Genomic DNA, 16,251 nt, shown 5'->3' on the forward strand with positions numbered 1-16,251 from the left:
CGCTACCCGATGGCCCGCAGGCCTTCGACGATCCGCACGCGCGCCGCCTGGATCGCCGGAATGATCGCCGCCGCCACGCCGACGACACCCGCACACGCCGCCTGCAACAGCACCGTCTCGCGCGACACGTGGAAGACGGGGAATACGCCGCCTGTTGCCTGCCGGAAGATAGTGGCGGCGGGTGGCGTCAACAGCATGCCGAGCCCGCCGCCCGCGATGCACAGCGTCAACGACTCGCCGAACATCAGGAGCGCGAGAAAGCCCGGTCCGAAGCCGAGAGCCTTGAGCGTCGCATATTCGACGGTGCGCTCGCGCGCGCTCATCGCCATTGCATTCGCCATTACGGCCATGATGATGACGATCACCACATACGACACGACGCGGATGGCCGCGATGATCTGATTCGACATGGCGACGAAGCCGAGCTGGAACGCCTGCTCGGTCTCGGTCAGCGTTTCGGCGAGGGAGTTCCTGAACACGTTGTCGATATTGCGCGAGATCGCAGCGGCCTCCTCGGGAACCGCGATGCCCAGCACGTAGACACCGACCTGATCCGCACGCCGCCCGGGCATCTTGCGCACCGATTCGTTCAGATAGTCCCAGTGAAAAATGAGTTGCCGGGTGATCGTCGATTCGTCGCGGCCATCCATGATGCCACGCACGACAAACTCCCAGGTGCCCGGATAGATCGTGCCTTTGATGGGAATGACGTCGCCGACCTTGAAGCCGAATTGCGTCGCGAGTTGCCGGCCGACGAGGCAGCCCTTGCGGTCGCGCTGGTAATCGCTGCGCTGTTGAGCGGGCACGATCAGCTCGGGATAGAGGTCCAGATAGTTGTCGGACACGGCGAACTGCGCGAAGAAGTTCTTCGGCTCACGATACACGCCGCCGAACCAGCTTGAGCGCGCAACCAGCGTCACGCCTTCCACGCCGCGAATGCGGTTCTCGTAGCTGAGCGGCAGCGAGAACGACAGCGAAATGGCGTTACGCGTGACGAGCCGCGCGTTCGATGCGGCCGCGGCGCCCGCATACCACGCATCGACTACCGTATTGAGGAGGCCGTATGCGAGCACCGCGATCGTGAGCCCGAGCACCGTCAACGCAGTGCGCAGCTTGTGGCGCAGCGCGTTGCGCGTGATCAGCTTCAGCGCGTGCATGACGGCCTGCCGTCGCGCTGATCAGCGTGTGTTGCCATCTGTCAGCTCCCCTTTGTCCAGATGCACGAGCGCATTCGCGGCGGCTGCCGCATGCGCGTCGTGCGTGACCATGATGATGGTCTTGCCCAGTTCGCGGTTCAGACGTTGCAGCATCGCGAGCACGTCTTCCGCCGATGCGCGATCGAGATCGCCCGTCGGTTCGTCGGCGACGATCAGCGTCGGGTCGGTGATGAGTGCGCGCGCAATCGCGACGCGCTGCTGCTGTCCGCCGGACAGCTCCGACGGATAGTGATGCGAACGGTTTGCCAGGTTGACCATCTCCAGCACCAGCTCGACGCGCTCGCGCCGCTCCTTGCGCGTGAGCCTCGTGAGCATTAGCGGCAACTCGATGTTCTCGAACGCCGTCAGCACCGGCATCAGGTTGTAGAACTGGAAGATGAAGCCGACGTTGGCCGCACGCCAGTCGGCCAGCGCCGCTTCGGACAGTTGCGTGATATCGAGCCCGCCCACGCGCAGCACGCCGTCATCGGGCCGGTCGATGCCCGCAATCAGGTTGAGCAGCGTGCTCTTGCCTGATCCCGACGGCCCCATCAATGCGATGAAGTCGCCTTCTTCGATCGAAAGCGTGATGTTGGACAGCACGGGCACCGTCTGCACGCCGCGCCGGTACGACTTCACGAGGTGCAAGATCTCGACCAGCGGCGCGGCGCCATTCGCGCGGTTCATAGGTTGCTGCCCGCTCACGTTATGGCTTCGCCACGTTGACTTTCGCGCCGTCCTTCAGCTGCGCGTCGGGCGCACGCACCAGCACGTCTCCCGCACGCACGCCGTCGAGCGCGATCAGGTCGCCGAGTTTCGCGCCCGTCGTGACGGGCACCTGATGTACGGTCTCGTCCTTGACGACGAAGACGACGCTGCGTCCGTCGCGCTGAACCACGGCAGCCGGCTGCGCAGCGACGACGGGTCGCCGGTCCTGCGGCGGCACTGGCCTCGACAGGAAGGCGATCTTTGCGCTCATGTCCGGCAGCACGCGTTCGTCGCGATCGACGAAGCGCACCTTGACGAGCACCGTCGCCTTGGAGCGGTCGACGGTCGGCACGATGCGCGATACGCGGCCCGCGAGACGCAGTTCGGGGAGCGCGTCGAGCTGGATCTCGCAAGGCGCGTCGACGGCGATCTTCGCGATGTTCGATTCCGCGACATCCGCCTCGACTTCGAGCGTGTCCATGTCGGCGATGGTGACGACGGCTCCCTTGCTGTCGGACGCCTGAGAAAACGGCGTGATGTTGTCGCCGACGTTCGCATGCTTCTCGATCACCACGCCGTTGAACGGCGCGCGAATCACCGTCTGATCGACAGCGACCTGTGCGGCCTGCGCGTTCGCCTGCGCCGACACGATGGCCGCGCGGCTGTTGTCGATCGACGCCTTGGCCTTGTCGTAGCGCGCGAGATCGGCGTCGTACTGGGTTGCCGGCATTGCACCGCTTGGCACCAGAATCGCCGAGCGGCGCAGGTTGAGTTCAGCGTTTTTCAGTTCGGCGACCTGCAGCGCGAGATTCGCTTGTGCGACCTTCACCTGCGCCTTCGCCTGCGCCAGCGACGCCTCTACGTCCGCACTTTCCAGCCTGGCGATGACTTCATCCTTTTTCACATGCGTGCCTTCGAGCACCCCGAGCCATTGGAGCCGCCCTTGTGCCTTCGACGCCACGGCCGCCTTGCGTTGCGGCACGACGTAGCCGGTCGCGTTCAGCAACGTGTAGCTCTGCGACGGATAAACGGAGACGACGGACGTGGTTTGCACGGTGCGCGGGCTGGCGAACCGCAAGCCGGCCACGAGCGCGGCGACGACGATCAACGCGGCCACCCCGTAGCCGGTCAAGTTACGCCGACGGCGTGCGGTCACGGGCGCGCGGTCGATTGTGAGTCGTTTGAGATCGTGTTCAGCCAATTTTGTATCGGTTCGCCGGGCAGCGCTCGTGCTGCCCCGGCTACTCGCGCTATGGACGGGCAACCAGTATAGCGCCGCGTCTCGCGTGTAAACCCCGCGCGTCGAACGGTGCCTGAAAACGACGGTGCGCCGCCCCTCGAAGAGAGCGATTCGCGATCCATGAGTGACCGACGCGTGACTCTTGCAACGCGAAACACCGTTCATCGACCTGGGACAAAGTCGGGGGCTGCCACTTGACTGAGAGAATTCGGGCCTTGTGCGTCGCGATCGCGAATCCTACGTGTGCGAAAGCTTTCCCGACGCCAGCAGGAGGCCCGTCCGGCGACGATCTGCGAGAATAGATGCCGAATCTCCTTGGCCGATCGTCGGATGGAACTCAGACAACTACGCTATTTCCTCAGTGTCGTGGAACACGGAAGCATGGGCAAGGCAGCGCTGGAACTTGGCCTCGTCACTTCGGCATTGAGTCAGCAGATTAGCCGTCTCGAAGGCGAACTGTCCACGCGCCTCCTGCAACGCACGTCCACCGGCGTCGTGCCGACCGACGCCGGTCTCGCCTTCTGGCGCCAGGCGCAATTAGCGCTACGTCATATCGACGACGCTGCGCTCGCTGCGCGTTCCGCTCGTCTGTCGGGCCATGTGAGCGTCGGCATGGCGCCGAGCACGGCGAGTGTGCTCGGTGTCGCGTTCATGCAGGCCATGCACACGCGTTATCCCGATGTACGGCTGCACCTGGTTGAAAGTCTTTCCGGCTATCTCGCCTCCATGCTGAGCGCGCGTCAGATCGATCTCGCCGTGTTGTTTCGGCCGGAACCCGCGCAACGCTGGAGCGTGGTGTCGCTGCTGGACGAGCGGCTGTTTCTGATCGGCGCGGGCGATCTCGAGGGGATGCCGGCTAGCGCATCCGTCCGGCTGAAAAACCTCGGCAAGCTTCCGCTCATTCTCCCGAGCGGCACGCACGGGCTGCGCTCGCTGTTGTCATCGGCGTTCAGTCGCGCCGGTTACGAGCCGAACATCGTCGCCGAAGTCGACGGCCTTGCGTTGCTGATGGATACCGTGCGCACGGGCATCGGAGCCACGATACAGCCGGGCGCAGCGCTCGCTCGGCCCGAGAACGTGATACTGAAGAGCGTGCCCGTCACGGAGAAATACGCCACGCGGCCCAACATGATTGCCAGCATTTCCGACGACGAACTGTCCCCCGCCGGTCTCGCCGCGCGCGTGGTTCTCGCCGACGTCGCGCGTCAACTCGTGCGGGAAGGACGCTGGCCCGGCGCGCGGCTGCGCAGCCCGCAGGCTTCACAAAAACTGAAGGCCACTTGACGGCGCGCTGATGGCGCAACGGGCACGAGATCCTTAGGATGCGTCCGAAAGGAGACAAGTCTAATGGTAGATGTGCTCGTAATCGGGGGAGGCAATGCTGCGCTATGCGCGGCATTGATGGCGCGTGAGGCAGGCGCGTCGGTCCTGCTTCTCGAATCCGCGCCGCGCGAATGGCGCGGCGGCAACTCGCAACACACGCGCAATCTGCGCTGCATGCACGACGCGCCGCAAGACGTCCTCGTCGACGCCTATCCGGAAGAGGAATTCTGGCAAGACCTGCTGAAGGTCACCGGCGGCATCACCAACGAGCATCTGGCGCGGCTGACGATTCGCGCATCGTCCACCTGCCGGCCATGGATGCAGAAGCACGGCGTGCGCTTTCAGCCGCCGCTGTCCGGTGCGCTGCATGTGGCGCGCACGAACGCGTTCTTCATGGGCGGCGGCAAGGCGCTCGTCAACGCGTATTACCGCAGCGCCGAAGCGCTCGGCGTCGACATCCGCTACGACACGCCCGTCGATACACTGGAACTCGAAGGCGGACGTTTCATCGCGGCGCGCAGCGGCAACCAGCGTTTCGAAGCGCGCGCCTGCGTTCTGGCGGCGGGCGGCTTCGAGTCAAACCGTGAATGGTTGCGGCAAGCGTGGGGGCAAAACGAGCGGGGCGAATGGCCCGCCGACAACTTCCTGATTCGGGGCACGCGCTTCAACATGGGCGTGCTCATCCAGCACATGATCGACGCGGGCGCAGACATGATCGGCGATCCGTCGCAGTCGCATTGCGTCGCGATCGACGCGCGCGCGCCGTTGTATGACGGCGGCATCTGCACGCGCATCGACTGCGTGTCGCTCGGCGTCGTCGTCAATCGCGAGGCGGAGCGTTTCTACGACGAAGGCGAGGATTTCTGGCCCAAGCGCTATGCGATCTGGGGCCGGCTCGTCGCGCACCAGCCGGGACAGATCGGCTATTCGATCATCGACTCGAAAGCCATTGGCCGCTTCATGCCGCCGGTGTTTCCGGGCGAAAAGGCTGACACGCTGCCGGAGCTGGCGCGCAAGCTGAAGCTGCCTGAGGCCCGCTTCATGGAGACGCTCACACGCTATAACGACGCGTGCCGCGTCGGCACCTTCGATCACACTGCGCTCGACGACTGCCATACCGATGGCCTCGCGCCGCCCAAGACGCACTGGGCGCGCCGCATCGATACGCCGCCTTTTTACGGCTATGCGCTGCGACCGGGCATCACCTTCACCTACCTCGGCCTGAAGACCAACGACCGCGCACAGGTTCACTTCGGCGGCGAGCCGAGCGACAACCTTTTCGTCGCCGGCGAAATGATGGCGGGGAACGTGCTCGGCAAGGGTTATACGGCGGGCGTGGGCATGTCGATCGGTACGGCGTTCGGGCGCATCGCCGGTACGCAGGCCGCGCGCGCCGCACTCAATGCAACGGAGGCTCACAGTGCAGCAGTCTGACGCGCTCGCGCCCGAACGCACGCGCACTGCGTCGTCGGTCGAGGCGAAAAGAACCACAACCATCAACAGCGCGCGGGTGATCCCGATCGTGCCGATGAGCGACAACGGGAGCGAAGTCGCGCGGCAGATGCAGATCTGCAACGCGTGCCGCTATTGCGAAGGCTTCTGCGCCGTGTTCCCCGCGATGACCCGCCGCCTGGAATTCGGCAAGGCGGACGTCCACTATCTCGCCAATCTCTGCCACAACTGCGGGGCGTGCTATCACGCTTGCCAGTACGCGCCGCCGCACGAATTCGCCGTCAATGTGCCGAAGGCGATGGCGCAGGTGCGGCTTGAAACATACAGCGAATACGCGTTTCCCGGGACCTTCGGCGCGCTGTACAAGCGCAACGGCCTGACACTCTCGGTGGCGCTTGCGGCGGGGCTCGCACTCTTTCTGCTGCTCGGCACCGCGCTGCACGGTGGTGTTTCGGACGAAGTCGCGCCGACCAACTTCTACGCGATCTTCCCGCACAATCTGCTCGCGACGATGTTCGGTGCGATCTTCCTGTTCGCGATCATGGCGCTCGGCATCGGCGTCACGCGCTTCTGGCGCGACGTGTCGGCGGGAACTGTGAGCGCGAGCGCGCCTGCCGTCGCGGAGGCCACGAAGCATGCGCTGACGCTCAAATATCTCGACGGCGGCCACGGCGACGGCTGCAATGAAGAGAACGACGCTTTCACGCTCGCGCGTCGCCGTTTTCATCACCTGACGTTTTACGGCTTCATGCTGTGCTTCGCGGCGACGGCGGTTGCAACGCTCTATCACTACGTGCTCGGCCTCGAAGCGCCGTATCCGTTCGTGAGCGCGCCGGTGTTGCTGGGCACTGTGGGCGGTGTGGGACTGATAGCCGGGCCGGCAGGGCTCTTGTGGCTGAATATGAAGCGCAATCCCGAGCGAGGCGATACCCGTCAGCGTCCAATGGACCGCGGCTTCATCGCGCTCCTGCTGCTTACGAGCGCGTCCGGTCTCGCGCTCCTCGCGTTGCGTACGACAGCCGCGATGCCGTCGTTGCTCGCGATTCACCTGGGCATCGTCATGGCGCTCTTCGCCACGCTTCCCTACGGCAAGTTCGCGCACGGCGTTTTCCGTTCGGCCGCGCTGCTCAAATCGTCGATAGACAAGCGGCAAGGCACTTCAATGAACCTCGGTTCGGACTAACAACGACAGGGCGCCGGGTGCGCCCGTCATCACACAACAAGCAGGAGACAACAACATGAACCCCGCAGAACCGATTGCCGGCACGTCCGGCGGCTCTTCCATGACCCGCGCCGCCGCCGTGCTGCGCGTCACGAGCGGCAATTTCCTCGAACAGTTCGATTTCTTTCTGTTCGGCTTCTATGCGACATCGATCTCGAAGATCTTCTTCCCGTCGACGAGCGAGTTCGCCTCGCTGATGCTCACCTTCGCCGTGTTCGGCGCGGGCTTTCTGATGCGGCCGCTCGGCGCGATCTTGCTGGGCGCGTACATCGACAAGGTGGGGCGCCGCACCGGGCTGATCGTCACGCTGTCGATCATGGCGAGCGGGACGATCCTGATTGCGTGTGTGCCCGGTTACGCGACGATCGGCCTCGCCGCGCCCGTGCTTGTGCTGCTCGGACGCTTGCTGCAGGGCTTTTCGGCGGGCGCGGAACTGGGTGGCGTGTCGGTCTATCTCGCGGAAATGGCGACGCCCGGCAGAAAGGGCTTTTACACGAGCTGGCAGTCCGCGAGCCAGCAGGTGGCCATTCTGATGGCGGCCGCGATCGGCTATGGTCTGAATCAGTGGCTCACCGCGCAGCAGATCGGCGCATGGGGCTGGCGGGTGCCGTTTTTCATCGGCTGCGCGATCGTGCCGTTCCTGTTCCTGCTGCGCCGTTCTTTGCAGGAAACCGCCGCATTCCAGGCGCGGCGTCACCGTCCGCAGGCGCGCGAGATGTTCACGATGCTGCTCGGCAACTGGCGCGTCGTCGTTGCCGGCACGCTGCTCACCGCGATGACTACCACCACGTTCTATCTCATCACCGTCTACACGCCGACGTTCGGCAAATCGGTGCTCAAGCTGTCGACCGCCGACAGCCTGATGGTGACGCTGCTCGTCGCAGTGTCAAACTTCGTGTGGCTGCCGATCGGCGGCACGGTTTCCGACCGTATCGGCCGCAAGCCGCTGCTGCTCGCCATTACCGTGCTCGCGATTTTCACGGCGTATCCGGCGCTCTCATGGCTCGCCGATGCACCAAGTTTCGCACGCATGCTGATCGTGCTGCTGTGGTTCTCGTTCTTCTTCGGCATGTACAACGGCGCGATGGTCGCCGCGCTCACCGAAGTAATGCCTGTCGAAGTGCGCGTCGCCGGGTTCTCGCTCGCGTTCAGTCTCGCGACGGCGGTGTTCGGCGGCTTCACGCCGGCTGTATCGACGTATTTGATTCAGGTCACCCACGACAAGGCGGCGCCCGGTTACTGGCTGAGTTTTGCAGCGTTCTGCGGTCTTTGCGCGACGCTCGGACTGTACCGGCGTGGTGCGCGTCGCAATGCATCGGCGGCCTCGGTCTGACATCCACCGCATTGGCGCGGTTCAGCAAGCCCGGCTCCGGGCCGGGCTTGCACCGGTCGGCGGGCCATAGTCGGCCACAGGTCGGTGTTCATATGCGCTGCAATTGGACCCCGGCCAGGAAGTGCTGGCGATCCGGCGCGATTGCGGTCGCTGAACGGTAGCAAACCAATGCGTTCGCCATTCGGATTTACTGCGGGTGTGGGAATGGGCAATTATGCATATCGCATGGTTTGTCCTTTTAGTATCTGCCAACCAATAATAATTAACATTTCCTTGTATGAAGAATTGATAAAATCGCGGGCGCATACCAAGGTATGGCGAAGCTTTGTCAAGACGGGGTGATCGCATGAATACGCAGCAAATATCGGTAAACGCAAGATTCCCGTAGCTGAACGGTCTGGTGTATTAAAAACGGCCGCCAGCAGGCGGTTTCCCAAAAAGTCATCCTTCCGGCGGCAAGAACGAGGCGGGCCAAAGGCGCGCTGCGTTGCCGATGAGATCATGCCGATATCGTCATTGACTCCAGCCCCCAACGCGCTGGCGGGGCTTTCGGAGGCGTTCCAGCAGTTTGACCAGTTGCTGTCGAACTTCACGCAGTCGCAACGGCTGCTCAAGACGCAGTTCGCGCCCGACGCCGGGTTACCCGCAAACGCGTTGCTCCCTTACCGGCTGACCGGTAGTGAAGGCATCTGCGAACCGCTTCATTACAGGCTGCAGTGCCTGTCCACCGACATCCGGTTGCCCCTCAAGGCGGTGACCGGCGTGCCCGTCGCGTTCCAGATCACCGACTTCACCGGCAGCAGCCGGACCGTCTGCGCGATCGTGACCGGCGTGGACCAACTGGCGTCCGACGGCGGCTTCGTGCTCAGTGAACTGACGTGCGAAGACGCGCTGTCCGTCCTGCGCGAGCGCGTCACCTGGCGCGTGTTTCCGTCGAAGTCAGTCATCGACATCACGAACGACATTTTGACTGCACACATCCAGGGCAACGGTGTGCTCGCCGGCGCGTTCAGGCTGGATACCGGCAGTCTCCAGGAAAGCTATCCGAAGCGCGCCTTCACGATGCAGGCTGGCGAGAGCGACGCCGCGTTCCTGATGCGCCTGTGGCGGCAGGAAGGCATCAGCTGGTACTTCTCGCACTCGATCAACGATGGCTGGCCGATACACACGCTGCATCTGGTCGATAATCCGCATTCGTGGAAGGACAACCCCGCCGGAACCGTCCGGTTCCATCGCGCGGATGCCACCGAGAAGGACGACACGGTCACGTCGTTTCGGGCACATCGCAGCGTCACCTCGGGCGGAGTGCTTGGCGGTTCGTCCGACTATCGCACCGGCCGCGTCCAGCAGGTCGAGGAAACCAGCATCCAGGACCAGGGGAAGCACGGCAAGGCGCTCAGTGCAACGCTGACGCAGTACCACTACGACTCGCCTCACTTGGCGGACAGCGGCGAGCATTACCGGCAGATCAACCGCCGGCGCCAGCAGGCGCATGAGCTGCGGTCCAAGTACTTCTCCGGCGAAAGCGTGGTGCGTGCGTTCAGTGGCGCCGCAGGCACTGTGTTTTCCCTGTCGGGCCACGTCGAGATCGACCAGCACTCTGGCACGCAACGCCGGTTCGTGCTGACTTCCGTCGAGATCGAGGTCCACAACAACCTGCTGCCGCAATCTCCGGGGAACGGCCTGAAGGGTATTGACCAGAGCGAACCGGGATACCTGAACCGCTTTCGCTGCGTTCGGGCGGACATCCCGGTTGTGCCGGAATACGATCCGGCCAGTGCGCCCTCGGTCGGGCCAATGACTGCGCGTGTGGTTGGCGCGCCGGGGCTGGAAATCGATGTGGACGAGCAGGGCCGGATTGCCGTGCAGTTTCCTTTTGCGCGGCAGGAGGACCACCCTGTCGCGGGTGCGAGCGGCACACCCCGCGATTCGGCCCGTATCCGGTTTGCGCCACCCTGGGCTGACCAGCAGGCGGGCGCCGCCTTGTGGCCGCGAGTCGGCAGCGAGGTGCTGATACTGTTCCAGCACAACGACCCCGACAAGCCCATCGCGATCGCCAGTCTGCACGGAGCCAACCACGCGCCGACGCAGTTCTCCGGCGCAGGCAGCCTGCCCGGCAACGCGGCGTTATACGGCATCCGCTCAAAGGAAGTGGGCGGAGTCGGATACGGCGAACTGCTGTTCGACGACACGACAGGCCAGACGAAGACAAAGCTCTCGTCCGAGTATGGAAAGACGCAGCTTAACCAGGGGTGGATCGGTCATCCGCGGGCTGAAGGAAAATCCGACAAACGCGGGGAAGGCTTCGAGCTGAGAACCGACCTCTCGGGTGCGATCCGCGCGGCGCAGTTACTGATTTCGACCGATGTTCGAGCGAACGCGACCGGCAAGGTGCTGGACCGGCAGGAGCTGATCGGCCAGCTGGAAGCGGCACTTGCCATTGCAAAGCAGCTTGCCAGCCTGTCTGAAACGCACGAGGCCGACACGACGGACACCGGGCCCCAGCAAAAACTTGTCGACCAGATCAAGCAGTGGGATAGCGGCGGGCAGGACGGTGCCGCCATTGCGATGAGCGCGCCCGACGGCATTGCGCTATCCAGTCCGCATAACGTGGTGGCTTCGGCCGGGACGCACATCGACGTCACCGCCGTCCAGGACGCCAACATCAGTGCGGGCCGCAAGATTCTGCTGCGCGCGGCACAGGGCCTGTCGGCGTTTGCGAAAGCCGGCATGAAGCTGATCGCCGGAACGGGCGACATCACGGTGCAGGCGCAACAGGGCAAGGCTGAAATCGGCTCGTCCGAACGGCTGCATCTGTATTCGCTCAAGGAGCTGCTGATCGAGGCGCCCAGTGTCGTGATCAAAGCCAATGGCGTCACATATTCGCTCGCGGATGGCAAGGTGCTCGCCTCGTCGAGCGGCGCGCACAGGATCGAATCGGCTGGCTTCTCGCATACGGGTGGCGGTGGTGGCAGCCCGGACCTGCCGCACATGCCTGCTTCCACCATGAAGACAGATGAGAAGTTTGCGGTGGCGACGCGTAACGGCCGCGCCTGGACGAATCTCCAGCACCACGTCGAGGACGAGACGAGCGCTGTCCGGGACGCGGGCAAGCTGGCGAGCGACGGCGCGAACCAGAACGTCGTGCAGGACGCGCAAATCCGGCCACTGACGTTGATTCCGAAACTCTAACTTTCGACTGGCGACATGAGCACATCCACAGCAGAAATGGATGCGGAGACCGCAGTCCACCAGAAGGCCCGTCGTCGCGTGCCGCTGCAGTTCGACGAGAATGGCGATCCGTATTTCGAGAGCGTGACGAGTCCGGAGAGCTTCAAGATGCGCGCGCTATGCGTGATGCCGCCTCGGCACGTGATTCCCGTAATCTTCGTGCCGGGCATCATGGGCAGTAACCTGTGCTCGAACGGCAAGAACCAGAAGGAGGGGGCGAGTGCGTGGACCCCACCCAACGGCATCTGGCAGGGTCTGGGGGAAGTCCAGCGGCGAAGCCGGCAGACGCCCGCGAACCGTCAGCAGCAGATGTCGCCGGATGCGGTGAAAGTCGACAATACCGGCCCGGTCCATGTTCCCCGCACCCTGTTCACGCTGACCGAAAAAGAAGCGAAACGCCGCGGATGGGGCGAAGTGCATCTCGACAGTTATGGCAAGGTGCTGGCTGAACTGGAGATGGGACTCAACGAGCAGTACACCGACGCGGGGACTTCGGTCCACAATCTGCTGCCGGTCTGGCAGATCGCAAAGACGCTGAAGTACAGGAACGAGGACGTCCGGAAACGCTGGAACCCGGTCAATACCGAGCTGCAGCCGTTGAGCGACGATGAATTCACGCGTCTCGACGACTACTACTACCCGGTGTGGGCATGCGGCTATAACTGGCTCGGCAGCAACGAAGCTTCGTCCGACCAGCTCGTCGCACGGATTCAGGATGCCCTGGACTGGTACGCGAAAGGCAAGTACTGGATTCCCGTGGGGAAGGTCATCATCGTGACGCACTCGATGGGCGGGCTCGTTGCACGACGTGCTGTGCAGAAGGCACAGGACAGGATTCTTGGCGTCGTGCATGGCGTGCAACCTGTCGGCGGTGCGCCGGTGGTCTATCGACGGTTGCGCGCGGGCACCGAGACCAACGGATGGTTCGACCTTGCCGGAATGGCGGCCGCGGCGGTGCTAGGCTGGAGTGCAGCCGATATCACCTGCGTGATGGCGAATTCGCCAGGTCCGCTGGAACTGCTGCCGACGAAGCATTACCCGCCGGGCTGGCTGCGGTTTGAGCAGAACCGCGGTGGGAAGACGAAGGAGTTGATGCCGGCGTTGCCGGTGGCCGATCCCTACGAGGAAATCTATTCGAAAAGGGCGCAGGACGTGTGGTGGGGAATGATCGACGATACACTCATCGACCCGGCGCATCTCACTTCCGGCAACGACAGGGCACCGTTCATGCAATACAAGCGGGTTCTGAAGACGGCGATGGACTTTCACGAGACAGTGAAGCTCGACTGTCATCCCGTTACGTACGCGCACTACGGGAGCGATCCGAAGCAGGTTTCGTTCGGAAAAGTCCTGTGGACCACGACGGATCACGTCGGCTCCGATGCGTTGACGGGCCTGGCTATGTCAAAGGCGCAATCGTTCACCTTGTTCGGGAAATCAACGCTCGTCTTTGGCGAGCAGAAGTTGACGCTGAAGCTGGAGGGGCATGAGTCACCGACGGAGCAGGACAATACAAACGCGGGTGACGGCACGGTTCCCCTTTCGTCAGGCGCCCTCATTTCCAAAGCAACACCTGAACCTAAGGCTTTCAGCATGACCGGCTTTGATCACGCCGCGAGCTACAAGGACGAGAACGTGCTGAACAACGTCCTGTATTGCCTGGCAAAAATTGTGCAGCTTGCCCCCGCTGTCAGCACGCTGCCTTCGACCAAAGGATGACATGTTGGGACGATCGGTTCTGCTGGCGTTGGGTGCCAGCCTCATTTCATCAATCTGCTTCGCGAAAGAGCCTGTGATGAGCAACGTCAAAACGTATTGCTTTGGCCGCTATCTGGTCGATCTCCCGGCCGATGCAGTAGTAAGCGGGCAAGCCTACCAATATATGTTCGGTCAGATTGATTCCGAACCCACGAATATCGACCAGAAGGGTTTTTCTGACATGCTCGCAAGACGCTCGGATAGCCTGAAGTCAACGAGCGAGCTTAAAGGTCGTACGCTCAAGGGTGTTGTTTCTAATGGTCCGGCGGCCGAAGCGCTCATAACGTCCGAGAAGATATTTGGGGAAGACAACTATGGTTTCGAGGCGTACTGGTTCACGCCTCATCGTCTGTTTACTCTCAAGACGCAGGACATGGAGCAGTCCACCTTTCAGGCAAAGGTGCTGCCACGGGTGAAAGAGCGATTGCTACCCAATCTTCGCGCAAGGAATCGCGACGACATTCCCTCACAACCCGGCTTCTGCCTCAAAAATGGCTTCATTGCGGATGACGGTAAGACCCCACAGTACGAAGAGGCCGGTATCAGCTTCAAGTTTCCACAGTGGCCGGGGGTACTGGTATCCGTCAACTCGTCGACCGTGACAAAGCTCGGAGAGCCAAAACTACTCGAGCGGATGGCGAAGGCGCCTATTCCCGATGCGTACAGGAGCTTGATGAGTTCGATCCACAATCTTCGAAAAGGCACGCGGGTTGCCGCCGGTCGGGAGGGCGAGGAAGTCCTGTCGACCGTACCTACCGACGGCGGGTACCGGGTTCATCAGTTCCAGTGGGAAGCGCAGGGCAGCAAGATCAATGATCCGCTCGATCCCACACTGACTGTCGAATTCGAAAGCGGGATGACACGTATAGACGGCCAACCCGCGCGCCCCAAGCTTACTGACGAAGAGGCCGTCCGGTTGTTCGATGCCGTAGTCAATTCGATACGACTGCGTCCGACGGGTGGCAGCGGCAAGGTGTCAGGCATTGAACCGGGTCCGACGCACTCGCTCGGAACGCTGGCGCGAACCGGTAGCGTGTGTCCTCAATCCGGATGGTGGACCTGTCCCGAAGCCAACGGTCATGAGATTGTCGGCGGGACGCGTCAGCACTTCGCAGCGGGCACTGTGATGCCACAGGTTCGTGTCGCGAGTCGTGCGGCTTTTCTTGACCGCGTGCTAGGCAAGCAGCAGGAACACGCCGTCAATACCACCTGGAAGCTGGTGGGCTTTGACAAAGAGTCGCCGACGGACGCGTCTGGCGAATCCGCGCCGAACGAAGGCTGAACGGGTGCGAGGATACAACGTGAGAAACGTTATTCGCGTGGGTGACCCGACAAGTCATGGCGGTGTCGTGGAAACCGGCGATTCGACCTTCGAGGTTGACGGCCGTGCCGTCGCGCGTGTCGGTGACGTCTGTACCTGCCCGATCGCAGGCCACCAGGGTTGCGTAATCATCGAAGGCGATCCCACTTTCGTGATCGGCGGCCGCGCTGTTGCGTTCGATGGACACAAGACGAGTTGTGGAGCCGCGCTTCGCTCCACGGCAAGCACCTTTGGCGGCGAATGAAAGAGTCATGGTGCGGCGGGTTTCAGCGCGCAGACTCCCGGTTTTGGCTGCGTTTGACACTACGTCGTCCAGCCTTGTGAAGTCATGCATTTTTACATGAGCGCCCCGCTTGTGCGCCGACCTTCACGCTTGAGCGTCGAGCGCTAGCTGGCGGAATGCGCGCAAGGTTGCTGCCGCGCCGCTTATACCGCACCATCCGGGGCAGTCCACCTTTGGACACTGACATCTGCCAGCGCCTCGAATATAGCCGGCGTGCGTTCCAGGCGAGCGATCGTTCGTGCGCCTTCGAGGGCGGCTACCAATGCCGCTGCGGTAGATGATGCGCGCGAGGGCGCGAAACCGCACCCCCTGAAATGCCCGGCGATAACTTCCGTCGAATCGACGAAACCCCGCGCTACGCGTTTGGTCAGCTCAGCGTCGAGCGCGGGCAGCTCATTCGCCAGGTTTTGCATCAGACATCCATACTGGAAATCCGAGGCGACCATTTCGGCCGCGAATGTGCCGAAAATCTGATGCACAAACTTCAGGGCATCGCCTGTCGTGTCCGCCGAGATATTCCGCAATACAGCGATTCGATGCGCAATGTAATTATCGATTGCTTCTTCTGCGAGCTGTGCCTTGCCGCGTGGAAAGTGGAAGTAGAACGATCCTTTGGGCGCACCGCTCTCTTCGAGGATCTGGGTCAATCCCGTCGCAGTGTAACCCTGGATGCGAAACAGTCGTTCCGCCGTGGCAATCGCGCGGGCGCGGGCGTCAGTCTTACGTGGCATGTCGTGAACATAGCACGTTTGGCTTGATGATTCTATGGTGGTTGCTATAGTATGGTGATCACCATATAAGGAGTCTGGCGATGCCCCTCAAACCAATCGCAAGCCAAGAAGGTCCGTTCAGGGCTGCGCAGCCTGCCCAGATTACGGCAGGAACAACTCCGGACGAAGCATGCGGGCTGACTCGCTCGCGCTATGTAGAGCGTCTTCATCTCGGGGCTGATCGTCCTCGATTGCACGGCCGCAGTGCGAGTTCTTCGCTGCGTGCGCTGTCGCGGAAGCTGAAGACAGCGCCGGCCCGCGGAAGGTGCGTTCCGTCATGAGTAATCCACCTGGCCCTAAGCCGTCGGCGTCCCGACGAGCCGTCCTGGCGATGGGCGCGGCCAGCCTGGTGGCGGCTTTGCTTCGACCCGCCCGTGCAAACGTCATAGGAGGAACTGATTTGGCCGCATCAAC

General features: G+C 62.7%; 13 protein-coding genes. 8 read left to right on the forward strand and 5 right to left on the reverse strand.

Annotated elements, in window-relative coordinates:
- Positions 1-2 precede the first annotated feature (2 nt).
- Genes A3AC_RS0101205 through A3AC_RS0101215 form a run of 3 tightly spaced genes read right to left on the reverse strand, consistent with a single transcriptional unit; the run spans position 3 to position 3,105 of the window.
- Entirely contained in the window at positions 3-1,157 is a 1,155-nt protein-coding gene (locus tag A3AC_RS0101205) for an ABC transporter permease (protein ID WP_025596648.1), read from the reverse strand.
- A 21-nt stretch (positions 1,158-1,178) separates the two neighbouring features.
- Entirely contained in the window at positions 1,179-1,883 is a 705-nt protein-coding gene (locus A3AC_RS0101210; RefSeq protein ID WP_025596649.1) for an ABC transporter ATP-binding protein, read from the reverse strand.
- A 19-nt stretch (positions 1,884-1,902) separates the two neighbouring features.
- Positions 1,903-3,105 carry an efflux RND transporter periplasmic adaptor subunit gene (locus A3AC_RS0101215; protein WP_025596650.1) on the reverse strand — a complete coding sequence of 401 codons (1,203 nt, stop codon included), beginning with the start codon at positions 3,103-3,105 and terminating at the stop codon, positions 1,903-1,905.
- Between the two features lie 369 nt (positions 3,106-3,474).
- Between A3AC_RS0101215 and A3AC_RS0101220 the strand changes: the two genes are divergently transcribed.
- The 4 genes from A3AC_RS0101220 to A3AC_RS0101235 all read left to right on the forward strand — a co-directional run bounded on the left by A3AC_RS0101220 (position 3,475) and on the right by A3AC_RS0101235 (position 8,474).
- Entirely contained in the window at positions 3,475-4,428 is a 954-nt protein-coding gene (locus tag A3AC_RS0101220) for a LysR family transcriptional regulator (RefSeq protein WP_025596651.1), read from the forward strand.
- A gap of 63 nt (positions 4,429-4,491) precedes the next feature.
- Positions 4,492-5,901 carry an FAD-dependent tricarballylate dehydrogenase TcuA gene (gene tcuA / locus A3AC_RS0101225; RefSeq protein WP_025596652.1) on the forward strand — a complete coding sequence of 470 codons (1,410 nt, stop codon included), beginning with the start codon at positions 4,492-4,494 and terminating at the stop codon, positions 5,899-5,901.
- Positions 5,888-7,102 carry a tricarballylate utilization 4Fe-4S protein TcuB gene (tcuB, locus tag A3AC_RS0101230; RefSeq protein WP_025596653.1) on the forward strand — a complete coding sequence of 405 codons (1,215 nt, stop codon included), beginning with the start codon at positions 5,888-5,890 and terminating at the stop codon, positions 7,100-7,102. Before tcuA ends, tcuB begins: the two co-directional genes overlap by 14 nt.
- A gap of 55 nt (positions 7,103-7,157) precedes the next feature.
- On the forward strand, positions 7,158-8,474 hold the full coding sequence (locus tag A3AC_RS0101235; RefSeq protein ID WP_025596654.1) for an MFS transporter: 1,317 nt from the start codon (positions 7,158-7,160) through the stop codon (positions 8,472-8,474).
- Between the two features lie 212 nt (positions 8,475-8,686).
- On the opposite strand, the gene A3AC_RS30305 is transcribed toward A3AC_RS0101235, so the two are convergent.
- Positions 8,687-8,977, reverse strand: coding sequence for a hypothetical protein (locus A3AC_RS30305; protein ID WP_156924558.1), 291 nt, complete (start codon positions 8,975-8,977; stop codon positions 8,687-8,689).
- Here A3AC_RS30305 and A3AC_RS0101240 point away from each other — a divergent pair.
- The 4 genes from A3AC_RS0101240 (at position 8,976) to A3AC_RS0101255 (ending at position 15,028) form a co-directional block, all read left to right on the forward strand.
- Positions 8,976-11,666, forward strand: coding sequence for a type VI secretion system Vgr family protein (locus A3AC_RS0101240; protein WP_084515333.1), 2,691 nt, complete (start codon positions 8,976-8,978; stop codon positions 11,664-11,666). The two genes, A3AC_RS30305 and A3AC_RS0101240, sit on opposite strands and share 2 nt — an antisense overlap.
- Before the next feature lie 36 nt (positions 11,667-11,702).
- Positions 11,703-13,424 carry an alpha/beta hydrolase gene (locus A3AC_RS0101245; RefSeq protein ID WP_232231874.1) on the forward strand — a complete coding sequence of 574 codons (1,722 nt, stop codon included), beginning with the start codon at positions 11,703-11,705 and terminating at the stop codon, positions 13,422-13,424.
- A gap of 76 nt (positions 13,425-13,500) precedes the next feature.
- Positions 13,501-14,745, forward strand: a complete 1,245-nt coding sequence (locus A3AC_RS0101250; RefSeq protein ID WP_232231875.1) for a T6SS immunity protein Tli4 family protein — start codon at positions 13,501-13,503, stop codon at positions 14,743-14,745.
- A gap of 19 nt (positions 14,746-14,764) precedes the next feature.
- The gene (locus A3AC_RS0101255; protein WP_025596658.1) at positions 14,765-15,028 is read left to right on the forward strand and encodes a PAAR domain-containing protein; all 264 of its coding nucleotides are present in this window, start codon (positions 14,765-14,767) and stop codon (positions 15,026-15,028) included.
- Positions 15,029-15,210: 182 nt separating this feature from the next.
- Here the strand turns inward: A3AC_RS0101255 and A3AC_RS0101260 are convergent, their stop codons facing one another.
- Positions 15,211-15,798, reverse strand: coding sequence for a TetR/AcrR family transcriptional regulator (locus A3AC_RS0101260; protein WP_156924559.1), 588 nt, complete (start codon positions 15,796-15,798; stop codon positions 15,211-15,213).
- Between the last annotated feature and the right edge of the window lie 453 nt (positions 15,799-16,251).

It is taken from the genome of Burkholderia sp. WSM2230 (assembly GCF_000472445.1).
GTDB lineage: Bacteria > Pseudomonadota > Gammaproteobacteria > Burkholderiales > Burkholderiaceae > Paraburkholderia.